At 38.7% G+C, this 21,926-nt stretch carries 22 protein-coding genes and 1 other annotated feature; of the genes, 1 reads left to right on the top strand and 21 read right to left on the bottom strand.

Annotation, left to right across the window (positions count from 1 at the left end; all coding sequences use genetic code 11):
- Window positions 1–5: 5 nt before the first annotated feature.
- Window positions 6–1,328, bottom strand: a complete 1,323-nt coding sequence (locus IEV27_RS01435; RefSeq protein WP_188375677.1) for a DEAD/DEAH box helicase — start codon at window positions 1,326–1,328, stop codon at window positions 6–8.
- A 166-nt stretch (window positions 1,329–1,494) separates the two neighbouring features.
- Between IEV27_RS01435 and IEV27_RS01430 the strand changes: the two genes are divergently transcribed.
- Complete coding sequence (locus tag IEV27_RS01430; protein ID WP_188375676.1) at window positions 1,495–2,442, top strand: 4-hydroxy-3-methylbut-2-enyl diphosphate reductase; 948 nt, start codon at window positions 1,495–1,497, stop codon at window positions 2,440–2,442.
- 40 nt (window positions 2,443–2,482) lie between these two features.
- On the opposite strand, the gene IEV27_RS01425 is transcribed toward IEV27_RS01430, so the two are convergent.
- The 20 genes from IEV27_RS01425 to IEV27_RS01330 all read right to left on the bottom strand — a co-directional run bounded on the left by IEV27_RS01425 (window position 2,483) and on the right by IEV27_RS01330 (window position 21,902).
- Window positions 2,483–3,598 (bottom strand): Nif3-like dinuclear metal center hexameric protein, encoded by a 1,116-nt coding sequence (locus IEV27_RS01425; RefSeq protein ID WP_188375675.1) that lies wholly within the window; start codon window positions 3,596–3,598, stop codon window positions 2,483–2,485.
- On the bottom strand, window positions 3,598–4,296 hold the full coding sequence (locus IEV27_RS01420; protein ID WP_188375674.1) for a tRNA (adenine(22)-N(1))-methyltransferase: 699 nt from the start codon (window positions 4,294–4,296) through the stop codon (window positions 3,598–3,600). The genes IEV27_RS01425 and IEV27_RS01420 overlap by 1 nt, the downstream gene beginning before the upstream one ends.
- A gap of 63 nt (window positions 4,297–4,359) precedes the next feature.
- On the bottom strand, window positions 4,360–4,725 hold the full coding sequence (cccA, locus tag IEV27_RS01415; protein ID WP_188375673.1) for a cytochrome c550: 366 nt from the start codon (window positions 4,723–4,725) through the stop codon (window positions 4,360–4,362).
- A 724-nt stretch (window positions 4,726–5,449) separates the two neighbouring features.
- A complete protein-coding gene (gene rpoD / locus IEV27_RS01410; protein ID WP_188375672.1) occupies window positions 5,450–6,577 on the bottom strand; it encodes an RNA polymerase sigma factor RpoD in 1,128 nt (375 codons plus the stop codon).
- Window positions 6,578–6,607: 30 nt separating this feature from the next.
- Window positions 6,608–8,434, bottom strand: a complete 1,827-nt coding sequence (gene dnaG, locus IEV27_RS01405) for a DNA primase (RefSeq protein ID WP_188375671.1) — start codon at window positions 8,432–8,434, stop codon at window positions 6,608–6,610.
- 41 nt (window positions 8,435–8,475) lie between these two features.
- A complete protein-coding gene (locus IEV27_RS01400; RefSeq protein ID WP_188375670.1) occupies window positions 8,476–8,934 on the bottom strand; it encodes a YaiI/YqxD family protein in 459 nt (152 codons plus the stop codon).
- 198 nt (window positions 8,935–9,132) lie between these two features.
- A complete protein-coding gene (locus IEV27_RS01395) occupies window positions 9,133–9,942 on the bottom strand; it encodes a pyruvate, water dikinase regulatory protein (protein WP_188375669.1) in 810 nt (269 codons plus the stop codon).
- A gap of 32 nt (window positions 9,943–9,974) precedes the next feature.
- Window positions 9,975–10,604, bottom strand: coding sequence for a transcriptional regulator CcpN (gene ccpN / locus IEV27_RS01390; RefSeq protein ID WP_188375668.1), 630 nt, complete (start codon window positions 10,602–10,604; stop codon window positions 9,975–9,977).
- Between the two features lie 82 nt (window positions 10,605–10,686).
- Window positions 10,687–12,771 carry a glycine--tRNA ligase subunit beta gene (glyS, locus tag IEV27_RS01385; RefSeq protein ID WP_188375667.1) on the bottom strand — a complete coding sequence of 695 codons (2,085 nt, stop codon included), beginning with the start codon at window positions 12,769–12,771 and terminating at the stop codon, window positions 10,687–10,689.
- Complete coding sequence (gene glyQ, locus IEV27_RS01380; protein ID WP_188375666.1) at window positions 12,764–13,651, bottom strand: glycine--tRNA ligase subunit alpha; 888 nt, start codon at window positions 13,649–13,651, stop codon at window positions 12,764–12,766. Before glyQ ends, glyS begins: the two co-directional genes overlap by 8 nt.
- 59 nt (window positions 13,652–13,710) lie before the next feature.
- Window positions 13,711–13,887 (bottom strand) — a binding site (T-box leader).
- A gap of 41 nt (window positions 13,888–13,928) precedes the next feature.
- On the bottom strand, window positions 13,929–14,681 hold the full coding sequence (gene recO, locus IEV27_RS01375; protein WP_188375665.1) for a DNA repair protein RecO: 753 nt from the start codon (window positions 14,679–14,681) through the stop codon (window positions 13,929–13,931).
- Window positions 14,682–14,695: 14 nt separating this feature from the next.
- A complete protein-coding gene (locus IEV27_RS01370) occupies window positions 14,696–14,836 on the bottom strand; it encodes a YqzL family protein (RefSeq protein ID WP_188375664.1) in 141 nt (46 codons plus the stop codon).
- A 98-nt stretch (window positions 14,837–14,934) separates the two neighbouring features.
- Window positions 14,935–15,840 (bottom strand): GTPase Era, encoded by a 906-nt coding sequence (era, locus tag IEV27_RS01365; RefSeq protein ID WP_188375663.1) that lies wholly within the window; start codon window positions 15,838–15,840, stop codon window positions 14,935–14,937.
- Between the two features lie 28 nt (window positions 15,841–15,868).
- Entirely contained in the window at window positions 15,869–16,243 is a 375-nt protein-coding gene (locus IEV27_RS01360) for a diacylglycerol kinase family protein (protein WP_188375662.1), read from the bottom strand.
- Complete coding sequence (gene ybeY / locus IEV27_RS01355) at window positions 16,218–16,685, bottom strand: rRNA maturation RNase YbeY (RefSeq protein ID WP_188376780.1); 468 nt, start codon at window positions 16,683–16,685, stop codon at window positions 16,218–16,220. The genes IEV27_RS01360 and ybeY overlap by 26 nt, the downstream gene beginning before the upstream one ends.
- 4 nt (window positions 16,686–16,689) lie before the next feature.
- Complete coding sequence (locus tag IEV27_RS01350; RefSeq protein ID WP_229734788.1) at window positions 16,690–18,816, bottom strand: HD family phosphohydrolase; 2,127 nt, start codon at window positions 18,814–18,816, stop codon at window positions 16,690–16,692.
- 54 nt (window positions 18,817–18,870) lie between these two features.
- Window positions 18,871–19,827 carry a PhoH family protein gene (locus tag IEV27_RS01345; protein WP_188375661.1) on the bottom strand — a complete coding sequence of 319 codons (957 nt, stop codon included), beginning with the start codon at window positions 19,825–19,827 and terminating at the stop codon, window positions 18,871–18,873.
- A 2-nt stretch (window positions 19,828–19,829) separates the two neighbouring features.
- A complete protein-coding gene (gene yqfD, locus IEV27_RS01340) occupies window positions 19,830–21,014 on the bottom strand; it encodes a sporulation protein YqfD (protein WP_188375660.1) in 1,185 nt (394 codons plus the stop codon).
- Complete coding sequence (gene yqfC, locus IEV27_RS01335; RefSeq protein WP_188375659.1) at window positions 21,011–21,310, bottom strand: sporulation protein YqfC; 300 nt, start codon at window positions 21,308–21,310, stop codon at window positions 21,011–21,013. The genes yqfD and yqfC overlap by 4 nt, the downstream gene beginning before the upstream one ends.
- A gap of 67 nt (window positions 21,311–21,377) precedes the next feature.
- Entirely contained in the window at window positions 21,378–21,902 is a 525-nt protein-coding gene (locus tag IEV27_RS01330; protein WP_188375658.1) for a YqfB family membrane protein, read from the bottom strand.
- Window positions 21,903–21,926: the final 24 nt, after the last annotated feature.

Raw genomic sequence — 21,926 nt, 5'->3', positions numbered from 1 at the left:
CCTCTCTATCGCTTCTTGCGAAAGCTGTCTCTTTTGAGTTTCTTATAATTTTTATCTGCTTCTTGTTTCATTTTCTTCTTGTATCCTGGTTTAACCTTTTTAGGCTTTTTGACCATTCGTTTTGCTTTCTTTTCAAGATCAGATTGGATTGGGGTGCGTTTTTGTCTTTCTTTATATGACTTCGCCTCCACCCATTCTCCATTTCTTACTTCATAAAATGTAAAGGATAATCCACGCTTTTCTAGCTTCTCAATCAAAGGCAAATCTTCTTCTGTATATAAGTTAATAGCCGTTCCTTCTAAGCCAGCTCTAGCAGTTCGTCCTACACGATGAATATAAAATTCTTCTTCTTTTGGCATTCTGGCATTAATGACGTGACTAACGCCTTGAATATCAATCCCCCTAGATGCAAGATCTGTGGCAACAATGTATTGATAACGTAAGTTTTGAAGCTCTTTAAGCATACGCTTCCGTTCTCTCGGGCTTAATCCGCCATGAATAACCCCTGTTTCTAATCCTTTATCCAACAATGAAGAAGCCAACTCATCCGCTTGTTCTTTGCCATTTGTAAAAATGATCGCTAAATACGGCTGGATGCTTTTTGAAATCTCGAAAATTACATCAGCAGGTTCTTTATGCCTTAGAGCAATTAGACGATGCTCCATTGTTTCCGGGGACGGTTTATCATCTTTAATCTCAATCTGAGTTGGATTTACTAAATATTTCTTGAGAAAGGGCTGCAATCGCTCTGGAATTGTAGCTGAGAAAACTAATAATTGAAGGTCCTCATTCATACGAAGTAAAATTTGATCTACATCTTCTATAAAACCTAAATCCAGCATTAAGTCTGCTTCATCCAGCACAAAAGATTTTACATGATGCACGTTTAAGGCTTCTTCCTTAACCATGTCTAAAATTCGTCCGGGTGTTCCTACAATTATTTGCGGAGGGTTAGCGGAAAGTTTATCTATCATTCTTTGCTTATCCGTACCTCCAATAACTAAGCTGGATCGCCAAACTTCATCTTTTCCAGCAAGTTGAATAGCTTTTTTCACTTCATTATATATTTGCATGGCTAGTTCCCGAGTAGGTGCAGTTACAACAAATTGCACACTCTCTTCTGCTTCGTTCATCTGATTAAAAAGTGGCAATAAATAAGCATGAGTCTTACCTGAGCCAGTATGTGACTGCCCAATTAAACTTTCACCGCGTAAAGCCGCGGGTATGACCTGCTGTTGAATCGGCGTAGGATTTGTAAAACCCAGCCCCTCTATAATTTGCTCTACACTTGAGCCTATTGCGTATTCCTTAAATGAATGGTTACTCATAACGTACTCCTTTAATGTATATTATCCCTATCCTATTATAATCGACTATAGGAGGAATTGCACGAATCATAGAGATTCTTTGTCTTCTATAGCTTTAGCCTTTATAATAGAGGATGAATTAATTCGTTTCAAAGTTGTTTTTAGAACGAAGAGGAGGATTTATGAAATGGAAGTCATAAAAATCGCCCCTCGCGGTTATTGTTACGGAGTGGTAGATGCTATGGTTATTGCTCAAAATGCTGCAAAAGACCCTAATCTGCCAAGACCGATATATATTTTAGGTATGATTGTCCACAACTCTCATGTTACCGATGCATTTGAAAGTGAAGGAATTATAACCGTCGATGGTAAAAACCGTTTAGATCTATTAGAAGGTATTAACGATGGGACTGTTATTTTTACAGCTCACGGAGTTTCACCAGAAGTTAAAGAAAGAGCAAAGAGAAAAGGATTAATGACCCTTGATGCCACTTGTCCAGATGTTACAAATACCCACAATCTTATTAGAGACCGTGTAGCAGAAGGGTATGAAATTGTATACGTTGGGAAAAAAGGCCACCCAGAGCCGGAAGGAGCTATGGGAGTTGCCCCCGGGAAGGTTCACCTCGTGCAAACAGAAGAAGACGTTGAAGAACTTGACCTTGATCACGATAAGCTGTTAATTACAAATCAAACAACAATGAGTCAATGGGACGTCTATGACGTGATGGAAAAAGTTAAAGAAAAGTATCCTCACGTAGAGAAACATCAAGAAATTTGCATGGCCACACAAGTCAGACAAGAAGCTGTGTCTGAACAGGCAAAAGATGCTGATTTAACTCTAGTTGTAGGTGACCCTAAAAGTAATAACTCTAATCGATTAGCTCAAGTTTCAATGGAAATCGCCGGCACTCAAGCCTATCGTATTGCTGATGTTACTGAAATTGATCTGGATTGGCTCAAAGGCGTTTCAAAAGTGGCTGTAACTGCAGGCGCTTCAACTCCTACACCAATTACTAAAGAAGTTATTAAATTCATCGAACAATTTGACTCTGAAAACGAGGATACTTGGATTCGCGAATCCAAAGTAGAACAGAAAAAGATTCTTCCACGAGTAAGAGCAAAGAAAAAATAAAAAAAAGCCGCTTGTTCTAAACGAACGAGCGGCCTTTTGATTATGAAAAGCGGAAAGGCTCGGTATTCGATTGGGAAATCATAACTTGAACATCTGTTTCAAAGCAAGATTTAATCCATTTCTTCAATTCAGGCATCATTACTTTTTCAACATGATGACCAGGATCAATCACTGCTAATCCATCTTCTTCAGCTTCTTGTGCAAGGTGAAAAGTCATATCCCCTGTAATGTAAACGTCTGCTCCCTGGTTTAATGCAGCAGCATAATATTTCTCTCCACTCCCCCCAAGCACAGCTACTCGCTGTACCATTTGTTCAGGATCACCCACGAAACGCAAGCTGGAAATATTATATTTTTCTTTCACACGTTCACACAATTTCTTTAATGTCACAGGGTTTTTTAGGGATCCGATTCTGCCTACCCCCTCTGATGACCCTTCATTTAACAGCGGGTAGAGATCATAAGCAGCTTCCTCGTAAGGATGAGCGGTAAACATCGCATCTAAAACCTGGGGAAGGCTCGATTTTGGAAGAATAGTTTCAATTCTTTTTTCTTGTACTTTTTCTAACTCGCCTTGGTTTCCAATATATGGTTCACTGCCTGCTTGAGGCTTAAAAGTGCCTTCTCCATTAACTTGATAAGTGCAATGACTATAATTACCTATATGACCAGCCCCCGCTTCACTTATAGCATCTCTAACTCGATCAACATGTGTATCTGGCACATAAACGGCAAGCTTAATAAGGTTATCTTTTTTAGTTTCAATTAACGGTTTGGCATCTTCTATCTCAAGCAGCTCGCTCATTACATCATTCACTCCGCCTTGTGCTATATCTAAGTTTGTATGAGAAGCATAGACGCAAATATTATGTGTCAGAAGTTTTTGGATCGTTCTCCCTTTAGGGGTAGAAACATCAATCTTATCCAATTTAACAAACAATAACGGATGATGTGCTATGATGAGATCAATATCATTTTCTATCGCTTCGTCTACGACTCTCTCTAACACATCCAATGTAACCATCACTTTTTTTACCGTTTGCTTTTTAGAACCTACTTGCAACCCTACATTGTCCCAGTCAAATGCAAAGCTAGCAGGTGCCCTTTCTTCCAGCTTTGAAATTACATCACCTACTGTTACGTCGTTTAGACTCATCATAGAACCTCCTCTAACCAGCTAATTTCTTTTTTAAATTGTTTTATTTTCTCAAAGTCAGGTTCAGATGCTCGTTTCATTTGTTCAACAATTTGATGTTTCTTTTCTTTTTCCTCTTCCCACTTCTTATAAAACGCAGAATTCTTTTCCTTGAGTAAATGCGGACCTAACCATAACTGTCTCTCTAGCAGCTTTTCCTCATAATTCTTTTTGGGCTCCCCTTTTTCAGCTACTAAAATTTCATATACGTGTCCGCCTTCCTCGAGAATAACTTCATTTACTAAATTATACTCGTGGTCAATCAGCCACTTTCGAATGGATCGAGCATCAATATTCGGCTGAGTAATGATTTTAGAAACATGAGTAAGCTTGTCCTTGCCCTCATCTAAGATCTCCGTGATTAATGGACCGCCCATTCCCGCAATAACAATTTGATTTATTCGATTATCAATAACTTCTAATCCATTCCCTTGAATCACTTCAATTTGGTGGTTCAGCTGACGCTTTTTCACTTCTTCTAATGCGCTTAAGTATGGTCCTTTATTTAACTCCCCTGCTATTGCAAAAGCTTCAGGATCATTTTGACACACAAAGCAAGGCAGGTAGGCATGATCAGAACCTATATCAGCAAACCGAATAGGCTTTTGCAAAAAGTCAGCGACGGTTTCCAGTCGTTTAGATAATTGATCGGCGTTCATTATACTTCTTCCCTCTCATAAAAAGAAAAGCTTCCTGAGAGTACCAGAAAGCTTTTCTTATATTTATTGATGCTCTTCAGCAAGCCACTCTGCTAACGTAGCAGCATCATCACCTGTGTAAAGACCGGCCGGCATAGCGCCATCCCCTTTACCATTTTCAATGATGTCTTGGATTTCAGCAGCATCATATTGTGAGCCAACTTCTTGAAGGCTCGGTCCATTCTGTCCTTCTAAATCTCCACCATGACAGCTTGAACATTGTTGTTCATACATTTCTTCTGGTCCTGCGGCTGTTTCTTCGCTTTCTTCTCCATCTTCTGCATTTTCAATTGCTTCTCTTTCATTAATTCCTACTGATGATACAACAATCATCACTAGAATTCCTAACACAGCAATAAGTGCAAAAGGAATCACAGGGTTTCTTCTCATTAGTTGCATCCTCCTTATGTATCCCTTGAAAGTTTGAGAGATGTCTAATCGACTATATTTATTTTACTTGAAATTCTTCCCTTAGGAAAGGGAAAACAGTGAAATCTTACAAAGTTATTAATATTGCTAGTGCAGTTAACCCAAGAAATCCAAACATCAACAAATAAACCGCTTTCTTAATTGTCCCTAGAATCATCCAAACAAAGCAGTGAATCGTTATCGCCCAATAGACAATTATCTTACTAGATGTCATATAACTAATGACGTGAATGGTAAGGGTTAGTAGTAAAATCAAAATAAGAAAGTCCAGCATGCGCCTAATCAGAAGGTCGTTAGTAAACCTATACCGGGACGATGTGTAAGCGATACCAACAAATATCGACAAAAGACCTGTTTGCATTATAATACCCATTTCAGTAAAATAAATGACAAGAAATGAAAGTGGTAACAATAAAAGGTTCATAATGAAAAAAACAAAAGTTACTATGTTTTCTTTATGTCTTGTCTGATAAGTTGAGGTTTCATTGGGAGCGCTTTTGTCTTCTCCTTCAGTATATAAGGCTAATAAAAAGTCGCCATATTGGGTTGGGAGCAACTTATTGTGTTTCCAATAAGTTATTTCTTTCACAATCGTTTCCTTTCGGTGGTCCATAATGATCACCTCGAAACTTGTTATAAAACTTTAGGGACCATCGTATAGGTCCCTAAAGATAATGGTTTGATTTTATTCCATAAAGTCTTTCAGACGTTTGCTACGACTTGGATGCCTAAGCTTTCTCAAAGCTTTAGCTTCAATTTGACGAATACGCTCTCGCGTAACTCCAAACACCTTTCCAACTTCCTCCAAGGTGCGAGTACGTCCATCATCTAAGCCAAAACGAAGACGTAATACATTCTCTTCACGATCGGTTAACGTGTCTAAAACGTCCTCAAGCTGTTCTTTTAACAGCTCATAGGCTGCGTGATCAGAAGGGGAAGTAGCCTCTTGGTCCTCAATGAAATCTCCTAAATGAGAATCGTCTTCTTCACCAATTGGAGTTTCAAGTGATACTGGCTCTTGAGCAATTTTCAAAATTTCTCTTACTTTATCTGGTGTTAGTTCCATGTCTTGTGCAATTTCTTCAGGAGTTGGTTCACGACCTAAGTCTTGTAATAATTGACGTTGTACCCGAATCAACTTGTTGATAGTTTCTACCATGTGAACCGGAATACGAATGGTTCTCGCCTGGTCAGCAATTGCACGTGTGATCGCCTGCCTAATCCACCAAGTCGCATAGGTACTAAACTTAAACCCTTTACGGTAGTCGAATTTTTCAACGGCTTTAATTAGTCCCATGTTACCTTCTTGAATAAGGTCAAGAAACAACATACCTCGTCCAACATACCGCTTTGCAATACTTACAACCAGTCGTAAGTTAGCTTCCGCAAGTTCTCTCTTCGCTTCTTCATCACCATCTTCAATACGATGGGCCAAGCTTATTTCGTCGTTAGCAGATAAGAGATTTACTCGACCAATTTCCTTTAAATACATACGAACTGGGTCATTTATTTTAACACCAGGAGGTACACTTAAATCATTTAAATTGAACTCTTCTTCTTTATTGAGCTGTTGCATGCTTGGATCCTGGTCTGAATCACCAATTACTTCAATACCTTGTTCACTCAAGTACTCATAGTACTCATCCATCTGATCAGATTCCAATTCAAAATTAGAGAGTTTTTCAGCCACTTCTTCATAGGCTAAAATCCCTCTTTTCTTACCTATTTCAAGTAATTGTTCCTTTGCTTGCTCCAGGGTTAGTTCACTTTCATTTTCTTTAGAACGTGATGGCTGTTGTTGCTTATCTGCCATGAGTCCCCCTCCTTCCAACTATCCATACCATTAATGAGTATTTTTCAACTCTTGCTTTCGTCTCAATATTTCCATTGCAATTTCTGCAGCTTTTATGGGGTCATTGTGCTGCTCTGCTTTTTTTTGTTCTGCTTCCAGACTTTTTATATCATTGCGATCAGTGTTTTCTGAACGAATTCTATGAAGATAATCCGATATTTCTTGATCAGACATTTCTTCATCCATCCCAGAGGACATCGTCAATTGAATAACTAAATCCTTAAGAGACTGATCTTCCAGCCGCTCAATAAATTGACTGACGTTTGGTTCATGGCCATCTTCATAGTATGCATATAAGTGCGTAACAATAACTTGGTGTTCAGAAATATTAAAGGCCCCGCCTAATTCCTCTTGCACTTTATCAGCAATGACAGGGTTTTTCAACATGTTTGCAATCAGCTTTCTTTCTGCATTGTGAAAGGCTGGAAGCAGCTTTCGGTGTGTGGAATTTCGTTTCACCGGTGCGCTTTGCTGCTGTCTTCTTTCATAGGTTTGAAGAGGCTTTGCATTGCTTTGTGCTTTAAGATGTTCCACTTCACTCTTTAACGTGTCTATCGACATCTGAAACTCTTCTGCCAAAGCTTTTAAATAATGCTCTCTCTCAATGGCTCTCTCTAATTGAGCAATCTCCTGTAATACCTTTTCGATATAAGCAATTCGATCTCCTTCTAATTGAAGGTTATAATTTCTTCGCAGAAAATTTATAATAAACGACGTATAAGGATCACTTGCTTCTATAACTTCTCTTTCAAAGCGATCTCCGCCAAATTTCTTTATATAATCATCAGGGTCCAGCCCTTCTGGCAATCGGGCTACATTGGTTTGACAACCCGTTTGCTTTAACAGCTTTGCCGCTTTTGCTGCTGCGGTCGTACCCGCATCATCGCCATCATAGCAAACGATCACTCGATCAGCGTATCTCTTAATTAATTGAGCTTGGGTTTCTGAAATGGAGGTCCCCATCGTCGCCACACCATTACCAATTCCCGCCTGATCGGCAGAAAGGACATCAGCATACCCCTCAAATAATACCATTGTCTTTGACTTGCGAATAGAAGATCGAGCAAGGTCAAAGTTAAAAAGCAACCTGCCTTTTTGAAATAGGTCTGTTTCTGGAGAATTCAAGTACTTTGGCTCTTGGTCTCCTAATGACCTCCCTGCAAAAGCTACTGTCTTGCCTAAATGATTTCTTAATGGAAACATAATTCTACCCCGGAAACGATCGAAGTATTCTCCTTTTTCATTGGCATTCAATAAGCCTGCTTTTACCATCGTTTGAGGATGAAAACCTTTCTTCTCTAAGAAAGTTGCGACAAAGGTTGGAGATGTAGGTGAAAAACCTAATTGGTATTTTTGAATCGTCTCTTCCGTAAACCCTCGATCTAACAGATACTGCAAGGCGTTCTTACCTTCCTTAGAATTACGCAGCATATGGTGATAGAGTTTGGTCATCCATTCGTGCGCATCTAGGATACTTTGGGATTCAGGATCGGTTTGTTGAACCGGCATTTCATTAAATTGCTCAGGAAGTGAGTGCCCCGTTTTTTCTGCAACTCTCTGAACGGCTTGTAGAAAACTATACCCTTCGATTTCCATTAGAAACGAGTAAACGTTTCCCCCTTTTCCGCATCCAAAACAATGAAAGATTTGCTTATCACTCGAAACGGAAAAAGACGGGGTGTTTTCTCCGTGAAAAGGACATAAGCCGAAGTAGTTCCTCCCTTGACGTTTTAATTGGACATATTCACCAACCACATCGGCAATATCAACGGATTTTCTTATCTCGTCTACTTTTTCTTCTGGAATGTGTCCAGCCATTTTGCATCACCGTACCAGTTATATAGTTTCCTTTTATCTAGCTAAAGCTCTCGATCAGCTATTAATTCATATAAAGCTTCCGAGAAGTTTTTACGGTCCTCATCCGTAAACGCTCGTGGACCTTTCCATTTTTTCTTTCGCCTAAAGGTTTGTTGTCGAAGATGCTTCTGATTCATAATATCAAAGGCTTCCCCCTCTTTAATCAGTTTACCTCTTGGCGTAATAACGTAAACCCCCCGGGGAGTAAGTAATACCGCTAATGAATAATCTTGAGTAATAACTATATCTTCGGGTTTAACGTGATTTAAAATAAAAAGATCCACCGATTGAGATCCGTGATCGAGAAACGTCCAGTTTTCCCCGTTCGTCTCATGTTTAAAATGATTCACTGTGGCCACAAATTTTGGCTCAATCTGAAAACTGGAACACACAGAACGAATTTCTTCCTGTACAGGACAACTATCGGCATCTACCCACACACTAATGTTTTGTTTTTGCATACTTGAGTAATTCTACAATAATCGTTAGATTCCTGCTCTTTTCTTAATGTTTTATTTTTCAGAAAAGTATCTTCAAGTAAATAGCAATATGATTATTTTTACACAAATAATTATTATAATACATAAGATTTGAAAAATCTATATAAATATCAAGAAAAAACGCGCTTATTTTTAAGCGCGACATTTCTTCACTTGTTATTAAAGGGAGTTTTCCCTCTTTAAATTCATAATGACGTTTGCAGTTTCCTCAACGGCTTTATGGGAAACATCAATGACCTGGCAACCTATTCGGTCTACTACTTCATTAAAATGCTCAATCTCTTGTTGAATTCTATCCATATTAGCATAGCTGGCTTCTGATCCTAGACCTAGTGATTTTAGCCGCTCCCTGCGAATATCATTTAGTTTCTGGGGACTAATCTTTAAGCCTATACATTTCTTAGGATCTACCTTAAAAAGCTCTTCCGGAGGTTCGACCTCTGGAACAATAGGGACATTGGCTACTTTTAACCTTTTATGAGCTAAATACTGAGAAAGTGGAGTTTTCGACGTACGTGACACTCCTATTAATATAATATCTGCTTTAGTAATACCTCTTGAATCCCGACCATCGTCATACTTAACCGCAAATTCTATCGCTTCTACTCGTTTAAAATAATCTTCATCTAATTTATGAACCAACCCTGGTTCGAGTCGAGGCTCAGAATTAAAGTATCTTTGCATTGCATCCATCATAGGGCCCATGATATCAATACACTCTAATTCATACTCTTTTGCTTTCTCTATCAAGTGAGATCTAAATTCCGGTATTACGAGAGTGAAGCCGATCATAGCGTTGTGTTCTTTAGCTTGAACTACAGCCTCATTTATTGTCCCTTTATCTTCAACATAAGGAATTCTTTGTACTTCAAATGGTCCATCATCAAACTGGCTTAATGCGGCTTTTACAACAAGTTCAGCAGTTTCTCCTACAGAATCAGATATGATATAAATAAAGGGTTTTTTCAATGTTTTCTCCTCTCCTTCTTAGAAGGGATTCCTTATAAGTGTTGATCGGTGGCAAGTTCAACGAGAGCTTTTGTTACACTAGTTTTCGTTAACCTTCCGATGACCTCCATTCCGTTTTCAACTGGTTTAACAACAGGAAGCCCATCAATCTGTTTCTCAATAAGCTTTTGAGCTGCATCCAATAAGAGGTCATCCTTTGTGCAAATCGATACATTTGGCATTCTAGTCATAATGATATGAACAGGGACAGAAGTTAAGTCCTGATTTCCTATACTCGCCCGAAGTAAATCTTTTCGAGATAACACACCTACGAGTAAAGACTGTTCATTAATCACAAATAGGGTTCCTACATCCTCTAAGAACATCGTACATATCGCATCATAAGCTGACACGTCTTCTTGTACGACGACTGGAAGTGCCTGGTACTCATGAACTTTAAACTTTTTTAATTTCTCCGTTAAAAGTTCAGATCCAGTTTTACCTGTAAAGAAATAGCCAACACGAGGACGGGCATCTAAATAACCCGCCATCGTTAAAATAGCTAAATCAGGACGTAAGGTCGCTCTCGTCAGACTCAAGCTTTCTGCAATGCTTTCTCCAGTAATCGGGCCGTTCTCTTTTACAATTTGAATAATTTGTTCTTGTCTGTTGGATAGTTCCATTCTTTCACCACCCTAATCACCAACTGTGACATACTATTTAATTATTATAGCTCATTTATTTTGTTGGGTAAAAGAACGTGTCTTAATATTGCTGCTTCCATTCCACTTCATTTAAGTCAGCAAATTGTAAAATATCATGGGCAATATTTTTTAGAAGAGCCAGACGATTAGCCCGAACCTTTTGATCTTCAGCCATGACCATCGTTTGATCGAAGAAAGAGTGGATAGGCTGGGTAAGTTCGCCTAATTGTTCTAGAGCTTTCTCTAAATTACCAGATTTCAAATCACGAATATATAACTCATGAATTTTTTCGTAGGTCTTAAAGAGATTAGCTTCACTGCTATTTTGAAACAAATCAGTCGTAATTGTATCTTCTTCTGTTTTCTTAGCTAAATTTAATACTCGTCCTAAGGCTTCATGGACCGGCTTGAAATTCGAATCATTCCGTTTTTCAGATAACAGTTCGGCCTTCTTTAATGTAATAGAATATTGTTGAATCCCGTTACTAAGTACAGCTTTTACGATATCTGGAGCTATACCTTCATCTTTAAATAAGAAGGAAGCACGCGTACGGAAAAACTCATGCACTTCTTTTACTAGTTCATCTTTGTCTTTAGTCAGTAAATCCCGCTCCACATACAGGTCAATGACACTATTTAATAAGGATTCTACTTGAATCTGCCAATTTTGTGTTTTTAGTATTTGTAAAATGCCAAGAGATTGACGTCTTAAACCGTATGGATCTTGAGAACCCGTTGGCATATTTCCAATAGCAATGGAACCGATAATGGTATCTAATTTATCAGCTATACTCACAATCGACCCGATCTCAGTTTGAGGAAGCTGGCCATTTGCTTGACGAGGCATATAGTGTTCATTTATGGCAGTCGCTACTTCCTCGTCCTCTCCAAAGAGTTTCGCATATTTTTCACCCATAACCCCTTGCAATTCGGTAAACTCATCAACCATATGAGTGACTAAATCAAACTTACTTATTTCAGCTGTCCTAATTGCCTTTTTCTTTAGATCACTTTGACTGTCTAATTCATTACAGATGTGTGCCGTGATCGTCTTTACTCGATCCACTTTATCTGCAAGAGTGCCTAGCTCGACCTGATAAACCATGCGATTAAGTTTCTGTAGTTTCTCGTCAATGGATCCTTTTTGATCTTCTTGATAGAAGAATTGCGCATCGGCTAAACGGGCTTTTAATACTTTTTCGTTACCTTTTGAAACCTTTTCAATATGCTGAGCATTGCCGTTTCGAACAGCAACAAAATAAGGAAGCAGTTTCCCATCGTTACTCTGAACAGGAAAATAGCGCTGGTGTTCTTTCATTGATGTTATTAAAACCTCATCGGGAACCTCTAGAAAATCCTCACTAAATGCACCACTGAATACAGTAGGATATTCTACTAAATGTGTCACTTCATTTAATAGATCTTCATCGATCAGGATGGTCCAATCCTTATCTTCTTCCATTTGTTTTAACTGCTTTTCAATCTCAGTCTTTCTTTCGCTCTTATCCGCTAATACATATTCAGCTTTTAAGACAGACTCATACGAGGCGGCCTCAGCTATTGTAGTCTTTCCACCCAAGAAACGGTGGCCGTATGTCTCGTTATTTGTTTTTACATTTTCAATTTGAAAGGGAATCACTTCATCTTCATATAAAGCTATGATCCATCGAATTGGACGGACATAGCGCAAGTTGAAATCTCCCCACCTCATGTTTTTAGGAAAATTCAATCCTACTAACACATCTTTAAAATCTTGTAATAATTCACTTGTCAGTTTTCCTTTTATGAACTTTTTCACGTGGACGTATTCTGTACCTTTAATTTCTTTAAAGTAAATATCTTCCACATTTTTTCCTTGACCTTTTGAAAAGCCTATAGCCGCTTTTGACCATTCTCCTTCATCATTAAGAGCAATTTTTTTCGCTGGCCCTTTAGCTTCTTCTTCAACGTCCGGCTGCTTGTTTTCAACACCGAAGATTTGAATCGCCAATCGTCGGGGCGTCGCGTACGATTTTACAGATTGATATGGAATTCTTTGCTCCTTCAGCCATGCTTCGGTATTTTTTACAAGCTGCATTTCCGCATCATCAATAAAACGAGCTGGTAATTCTTCAAGACCTAGTTCGAATAATACGGTTTTACTCATGAGAAGCGTCCTCCTTATTCAGCATTGGAAAGCCCAACCTTTCTCTTTCTTCTACGTATGTTTTAGCAATCGATCGGGCTAAGTTTCTTACCCTCCCGATGTATCCTGTACGTTCTGTAACTGAAATGATCCCTTTTGCATCCAAAAGGTTAAATGTGTGAGAACATTTTAAAACGTAATCGTATGCAGGGAACACTAACCCCTTTTCCATAATTCGTTTCGCTTCTTTTTCATAAGTTGTAAATAAATCAAACAACATTTCATCATCCGACTCTTCAAAAGTATAGACTGAATGTTCGTATTCAGGCTGAGTAAATATATCTCCCACCGTTACTCCATTCGTCCATTCTAATTCAAAGACATTTTCTTTATCTTGAATGTAAGAAGCTAAACGTTCTAACCCGTACGTAATTTCTGCAGATACAGGACGAGCTTCTAATCCGCCTATTTGCTGAAAGTAAGTAAATTGAGTAATTTCCATTCCATCCAGCCATACTTCCCATCCTAATCCAGCAGCTCCAAGAGTTGGATTCTCCCAGTTATCTTCCACAAAACGAATGTCGTGCTGATCTGGATCAATCCCTAACGCTTTAAGGGAGTCCAAATATAATTCTTGAATATTATCTGGTGAAGGTTTCATTATGACTTGGAATTGGTGATGCTGATACAATCGGTTAGGGTTTTGCCCATACCGCCCATCCGCTGGCCTTCTAGAAGGTTCTACATAAGCTACATTCCATGGCTCTGGTCCAAGACTTCTAAGAAGCGTCATTGGTGACATTGTCCCGGCCCCTTTTTCAACATCGTAAGCCTGCATAAGCAGACATCCTTGATTTGACCAATGCTTCTGCAAAGTTAAAATCATATCTTGAATATTCATTCGACTTACCTCCTATTATTCTAAAGCATAAAGAAACCCCGTCCCTATGCCAATTATGACATAGGGACGGGGTTGATCTCCGCGGTTCCACCCTATTTGCTTCCATAAAAACGAAAGCCACTTTAAACGTATCTTGCTCCAGAACGCCTTCGCCGAACTGTGTCACTCGATTTCCACCCTCACGAGCTCTCTATTCACACAGGATTTCGGCTACTACTTTCCTTCAAAGCAATCATATAGTTAGTAAATAGAATCATACTGAATCCTATTTATTTTGTCAATTATTATCGGTAAACAAGTCGATCTGTTTAAGAAATTTTTTCGACTTTAAGAAATATCCGCCATAACGTTCATAGTATTCATCCATTAACATACGAAGCTTTTTCTTGTTTTCGTCTTTCATCGAAACTTGCCCCAGCCGTTTAACATCCATATGTAAAAATAATCGCAGCAGTTTGGCTAGCGGCTCTGTTAACCCATATGCCTGGGGATCCATTTGTTTGCAACGAAAACAAAGAAATCCGCCTTCCACAACAGAGAAAGAAAATGGACCGTCTGCTGCTCCGCAGTTTAAACAAGCATCTACTTTTGGAGCAAACCCAGCTTTACGATACATTTTTAACTCGTACATCATGGATAATATTTCACAGTCTTTTCCTTCTGCCATCCAAACAAAAGTTTGAAGCAATTGTTCATAAAGAAATGGATCTGGTTTTTTCTCATCCACCAGCTTATCCGTCAATTCAGCTAAATAAGATGCATAGGCAGTTTTAATGATATCTTCTCTTATCGAACGAAGCGATGTTACCATTTCACCTTGACTAAGCGACCCAAGCCCTGAACCTATCTGAATCAAAAACTGGCCATGAATAAAAGGTTGTGTAACCGAAGCCATACGGCTCTTGGGCTTTTTTGCACCTCGAGCCATGACCCCAATTTTCCCTTTTTCTCTTGTAAATAAAGTAATGATCTTATGGGTTTCCCCATAATCTCTCGTACGAATGACAATTCCCTCAATTTTTTCTAACAAAGCATTCACCTGCTTTATCCGATAGGATCCTCTTGTTCCATTGCAGATGAAGCATCTTCATTTCCCTTTTTATTGTCGGCTTCTACTTCCTTCATTAGCAAATAGGTTTCTATGTTTCCTGTCTGTCTAAACACATTCCAATACAGATCTAGCACAAGAAACACTCCTTTCCTATAAATCATAAAAGAAAATGTAATGACAAGCTTAGGTTGCTTCATCTACAACAAATGATGAATCTTAATTTTTACCAATCTTAGTATTCTTCTTCCTTATAGCCGAAGTCACTGAGTTGGATTTGTCGATTTCTCCAGTCTTTTTGAACCTTGACCCAAAGTTCCAGGAAGACTTTACTGCCGAGTAAAGCTTCAATGTCCTTCCTAGCTCTCTGTCCAACTTCTTTTAACATACTTCCTTGTTTTCCGATGATAATTCCTTTTTGTGATTTACGTTCTACAATTATAGCGGCCTGGATAAAAACAGCGTTTGAATCCTCTCGTGGTTTTATCGTCTCGATCACAACAGCAATGGAATGAGGGATCTCTTCTCTAGTTAAATGAAGAACCTTCTCTCGAATCAGTTCACTTACAATAAAGCGTTCAGGGTGATCGGTGATATGATCTTCAGGATAAAATTGCGGTCCTTCTGGTAAGTGAGACTTCAAGACGCCCAGTAAATGATCGACATTATTACCTTCTAGCGCAGAAATAGGAATAATCTCCTCGAAATCAAGCTTCTCCCGATATTCGTCAATTAGGGGAAGAAGTTGATCTGGGTGTACTCGATCAATTTTATTCACAATTAAGAAAACAGGCTGATTAACTTTCTGTAATCGATCAATAATAAATTGGTCACCGCGACCGTATCCTTCTTCCGCGTTAATCATAAACATAATGGCATCTACTTCATTCAGCGTATTCTCGGCAACATTGACCATGAAATCACCTAATTTATGTTTAGGCTTATGAATACCGGGAGTATCAATAAAGATCATCTGGGCATCCTTTTCAGTCAGCACCCCTTGAATTTTATTACGAGTAGTTTGCGGCTTATCGCTCATGATGGCAATTTTTTCTCCAATCACGCGATTCATAAATGTTGATTTACCAACATTAGGACGTCCTATAATAGCAACAAATCCTGATTTAAATTGTTCTTCCATTGTATTTCCTCCATCTTTTAGCATCAACCTACAACAATACCATGACTTTAGGTAAAAAGATAATTAAACCTATAACAATTGAGCTGCCTGCTGCTATTAGCACAGCTCCCGCAGCAATGTCTTTAATTATTCCTATTGAAGAATGAAATTCAGGCGCTAAGAAATCCATAACTCGCTCAATGCTTGAATTAATCATCTCAAGCGAAATCACTAATGCCATAATTAAAATTAAAACGATCCATTCAATAGCCGTGATCTGGAACCATGCACTGCATACAATGACGAAAAAGCTAATGATCAAATGAATCTTTAAGTTTCTTTCTTCACGCACCGCTTCCTTTAGCCCATTCAACGCATAAGATAAACCTATCCACTTTTTACGACCTTTGTAATCCGAATTCATTTAAGATATCCTCTTGTCTCGCAAACATATTCTTTTCATCTTCCTCATTCATGTGGTCGTATCCCAATAAATGCAAGAAACCATGCAGGGCGAGAAAAGCAAACTCTCTTTCTAATGAATGCTTGTAGTCCTCTGCTTGCTCTTTTGCTTTATCTACAGAAACAACAATGTCCCCTAACAGAACAGGTAAATCTTCGTTTTGTACTTCCACTTCTCCTTCCCCTAATTCCTGCATAGCAAAGGAAATGACGTCAGTTGGATAATCTTTCTGTCGATAATTACGGTTTAACTCCTGAATTTCTTTATTATCCACAAATGTTACGGAAAGTTCATTTTCACCTGCAATATTTTCTTTCTCTCCAGCAAACTGAATAACTCTCTCTACTAAATCTACAAATGCTTCATCAACTGAATTCGTTTCGTCATGAAAATCAATATGAATCATGTTATTTTGCCTCCTTTACGGCTTCATCCTGATGTGGGTATTTGATACGCGAATGGAAAATCCCTTGAAGCGTTTCACAAATTGCATTCTCTACCTTCGATAATTCGTTAAAGGTTAAATGGCAATCATTTAATTGTCCATCTAACATTCGGTCTTCAATAATAGATTGTACGATGTTCTTTATCTTCTCCTGGGTAGGGTGATCAAGGGACCGGACGGCTGCTTCTACAGAATCGCAAATACATACGATAGCCGCTTCTTTAGACTGAGGTTTTGGGCCGGGATAACGGAATTTCATTTCATTTACATTCGGATCTTTATCCTTAGCCTGATAATAAAAATACTTTAACAATGTCGTTCCGTGGTGCTGTTTAGCAATGTCAATGATTTCTTTAGGGAGTTTTTCTTCACTTAATAACGTAGCACCATCATATGGATGGCTGATTATTATCGTAGCACTTTCTTCAGGTTTTAGAAAATCATGAGGGTTTTTCACCCCCATTTGGTTTTCTATAAAATAGTGGGGCCTAACCGTCTTACCCAAGTCATGATAATAAGCAGCAACTCTGGCAAGTAAGCCTCTTGCACCTATAGCTTCACAAGCAGATTCACTTATATTCGCTACCATGACACTATGATGATAGGTGCCAGGAGCCTCCATTAAAATTTTTCTAAGAAGCTTATGATTGGGATTTGATAACGCCAGCAGTTTATTGTCAGAAAGAATATCAAATGTGGATTCAATCAGAGGCAGTAAGCCAAACGTTAAGATCACAGATAACAGGGCACTTAATATCCCATACCCTGAAAATGTTATCCAATCCGTCCACGTATACTTCTCAAAAGAAAGGAATACTGTAAAACTTAACACCATACAATTAACTATAGCTATGCCGATCCCCGTTTTTGCAATAAATAGGCGGTCACTTGTATTCCATAAGAAAAATATTCCCGCAAATTGCGAGAGCAATACATAGATTCCAGCATGGGCATTTAATGTACTAGCTACTTCCCCGTTAAACAAAACCGTAGCCATTAAGGCGAACACAACGCTCATTAATAAAGCAAATTTTTCGCTGCAAAGCAGTTTTATTAAAAGTGCTCCCATAGCTGCAGGCATGACGTAATAGAGCGATTCATTTGATAAGGAAATGACGCTGACGCCTTTCATTAGACTCATAAGAATGACCGAAATGAGAACGACTACAAATATGTGTCGATAGGTTAGAGACTCTTCTTTCATCATCTTACGAAAGTGATAATAGAGAACAGCACCCAGCAGTAAAGAAAAGATAGCCAATCCTAAATAAGGCATCACATTTCTTTCTTCATTTAAAAGACCTGTGATTTCTAGTTCCTCATAAATGTCGCTAGTTATGGTCACACCCTCTGCCACAATGACCTCTCCAGCCTGGATCATATCAGGCTGAACTTGAGAAACTGCTTCTTTACGAGCTTCATCCGTAGCTTCTGCGTCAAAAAAAGCATTCTCTACTAAAGCAAAATTACCAAGCTCAGTTACTTGTTCTTTTAAACGATCTGGAATAGACGAATAACGTATTTTTAACTGAAGTGTCTGCTCCTTATCCTCTAAGTCTGTTGTGCGTATGCCTTCATTAAAATAAGATTGTAACGATCCAAAAAGAACTTCCTCACTCTGTTGCAGTTCATCCTCAGAGGCTTGAACAAACGGACGAAATATTTCGGTAGGTAATTCATTCGTTATATTATCTGAAAGCAAAGCATTCAATTGATCCAGCTTTTCATCAGATGAACGGCCTTCTGACAAATTAACTTCCTCTATTGCCTCAAAAACTTCCGTAATATACCCAAGCCTTTCTTCCGTAATCGTAGGAGAGATCTGATAGAGATCTTCTACAGCTTGAGTGGCTTCCCTTATTCTTTGCTCTGTGTTTTTTTCGTTCTCAATTGTGATGGGTGAGTGGATGGTCTCATTCGCTACACTAAACTTCTCAAGATTATAAGTTTCTGTATGTACATTCGTTGAAGCTAGTAAAAAGAAAAATAACGCAAGAACAAAAGCTGCGGACACTAACTTGAAGCCGTTCCCGCTTTTCTTTTTAAAACGATTTCTTTTAAATTTTAAATACTTAAACAGCTCACTCACCCACCTTACATTTTATTCCAAAACATGATAATAATAAAGGCCCTTCTTCGGGCCTTAGTTTTGTTCATAAGCGTCAATGACTCTTTGAACAAGGGGATGACGGACGACATCGGTCTGATCTAGATGAATAAATGCTGACCCTTTCACATGACTAAGCTTATCTTCAGCCACTTTAAGTCCAGAAGTAACTCCTTTTGGCAAGTCAACTTGAGTAATATCACCAGTTATAATCATTTTTGATCCAAAACCTAATCTCGTTAAGAACATTTTCATTTGTTCAGGTGTGGTATTCTGTGCTTCATCTAAAATAGCAAATGCATCATCTAACGTGCGTCCTCTCATATAGGCAAGAGGTGCGATCTCAATTGTCCCTCGATCAATGAGACGTGCGGTATGCTCTGCACCGAAAACATCATGTAGAGAGTCATAAAGAGGGCGCAGGTAAGGATCTACTTTTTCTTTTAGATCGCCTGGGAGGAATCCAAGGCTTTCTCCAGCCTCTACAGCAGGACGTGTTAAAATAATACGTTTGACTTCACCATTTTTCAATGCATTTACAGCCATTACAACAGCTAAGTACGTTTTACCAGTTCCGGCAGGACCAATACCAAATACAAGATCATTATTTTTAATAGCCGCGACGTAACTACGTTGGCCGAGTGTTTTTACTCGAACTGATTTACCTTTGGCGTTTTTTGTAATTTCGTCTTCGAAGAGAGCTTCAAATTGATTAATTTTCCCTTTTTTAGCTAACTCAACAGCGTACACAACATCTCGCTCAGTAATAGATAAACCTTTTCTAATTAATGCTAGTACAGCTAATAGGATTGCTTCTACAAGCTTTACATGTTCAGCTTCACCCGAAACGTTCACTTGTTCGCCTCTAGAAATAATCGTCACTTTCAACTGTTCTTCAATACGTTTTAAATGGCGGTCTTCTGTTCCAAATAAAGACAACGCTTCAGTTGGATTATTTAATTGTATATCTATTGTTTTCAGTTCTCCTTGCATACTCAATCTCCTTGGGAAACATACTTGGTTTCTGCTATATTTTCTTCAACTTTCACTAATAGGATTAATTTTACTTTACCACGGTCCTCACTCTCGTGCAAAATTTTTTCCTCTGTAATTTTAGCGTTTTCCTCAAGTTGCAATAGAAGGGATTGCTTCGCTGTTCTCAAGGTATCTTTTATCGATTCTTCTTCAGATAAAGATTGAAGTTTGTTTTCATTTGTAAATGTAGTTGTTTGTTTTAATTGAACAGGAAATTCCCACCCAAATAACTTAAATCTATGGTCATAGCTTTCCTTTCTTACATTATTTTCATTCTTTCTCCAAAAACCCCATATGGGAATTGAAACATCAGCAAATACTAAAGAGAATGACTGGGATGATTCCCCATCTGTTAAACCCCAGTTCTGTTCTTTTGGCCGATCAATTTCGACACGGTACCAAGTTTCCGCAATGACTTCTCCCTCTGATTCAATAAACTTTCCACTGTCTTCCTTTAGCTCACCAGTAGCTAGTAAAGTTCCTTTTTTAACCACATCATTCACTTCGACTAATGGACGTCCTTTGGAAATAAACATCTTTGTAATTAACCCTTTTTTCGAAGCTACAATGTTGGAAGGTCGTGGTTCTTCTGCTTCATCATAGTTTGTTTGCTCCACACCATATAATTGATAACTTGTCCCCTGCTTCTTCACTCCAACCCACAGTAATTCTGGTATATCCTCCAACAGCAAACGCTGAACTTCCCGAGGTGGTTTCATCGAAAATGTTGTCGACCCTGGTTGTATTCCGTACGTTCTTAATTTAGACTCTACTTCCGCTTCCAACTCAGGATCAAGGCCAGTGATCTTTATAGACCATAACGTATTCGCCAATAAAAAAGCAGCCATAAAACCAATAATTAAAGCGGTGACAAACGCTTTTCTGCTAATTAGACGCTTATAGAAAAAGGGAGCTCCTTTTTTAGAAATGATTTTTATTTTGCATCGATAATGCTTCCTTAGTTTTCTTATCTTTGGCCAGTCCTGCAATAAAACCGCCATTTGAACCTTTTTATCGCTTAAGTATTTGATGTTAGATAAGGTACAACCTTGTTTTACACAAGCGTGCATAAAAGCTTCTAAGACTTGTCCTTCGGCGGTAATGATTAATTTCCCTTGTAAAACTGCAAGTTGTCCTTTCCTCATTCCACCCCTCCCTCCTTCAACTCTTTAAAATCAATGGACTGCAGTTCACCCTCCAGCAATAACTCTTCCTTTAACATCATCTTAATTCTTAAATCTTTTCCTTTAATAGATAGCTCGCCCCTGCGGTATTGAATCCTTACTTCTTGATCAGAAAAGTGAAGCAGCCCTGTGCAATTTTCTACGTAGGCGTGTAGAGATCCAATCGTAGTGATCCTTGGAAGGTCTAGCATTACATCAGCTGGCAGGTCAAAATACTGACTCACCCAATTGCGTAATTGATTTTGCCATTTTGACATGCCGATCCCCCCTCCCTTATACATACGAAAAACGCACGAATTGTATCACAACAATTCGTGCGTTTCTTTATCTTTTTCTCGGATGAGAGCTATGCGGCTTATAAGCTCGAGGCTGCCCTAAAATTTCTGACATAACAATTCCTTCAGCAAGGCGATTTCGATTAAACTTCGTCGAATACTTTAAAGGCGTTTTTTTCGTATTTGATTCTTCTTGAACAAATACTTCCATTTTATTTTTATTTAAATCTTTCTCATCAAACGTCAATGATTCTTGAGCTCGTTCTCCTTGATAGTCTGCCATCTCATCAAGGCGCTTTTGTTTCTGCTCATAATAATCTTCTATACGTCCCTTGGTATCTTGAGCAACCTCTCTTGACTGGCGTTGAACATCCTTCGCCTTATCCATTCTCTCTCTCACCGGTTTTTGCTGCATCGGACCAGAAGGAGTTCGAGTAGGCTTAGGTTGTTTAGGAGCACGATCCTGTTTCTCAGAATCTTCCTTGTTCATACCTGAGAACCAGCTTATTAATCCCCCAATAATAGCCGCCACAATTAAGAAGTTGCTAAAGATTAATTCAAATAGCTCATTCATAGCAATTCTCCTTTATGTCATGAG

It is taken from the genome of Halobacillus andaensis, assembly GCF_014636475.1.
Lineage (GTDB): Bacteria > Bacillota > Bacilli > Bacillales > Halobacillaceae > Halobacillus_A > Halobacillus_A andaensis.
Note: the sequence above shows the minus strand (reverse complement) of the source record. Positions and strands in the feature narration are given on the sequence as shown.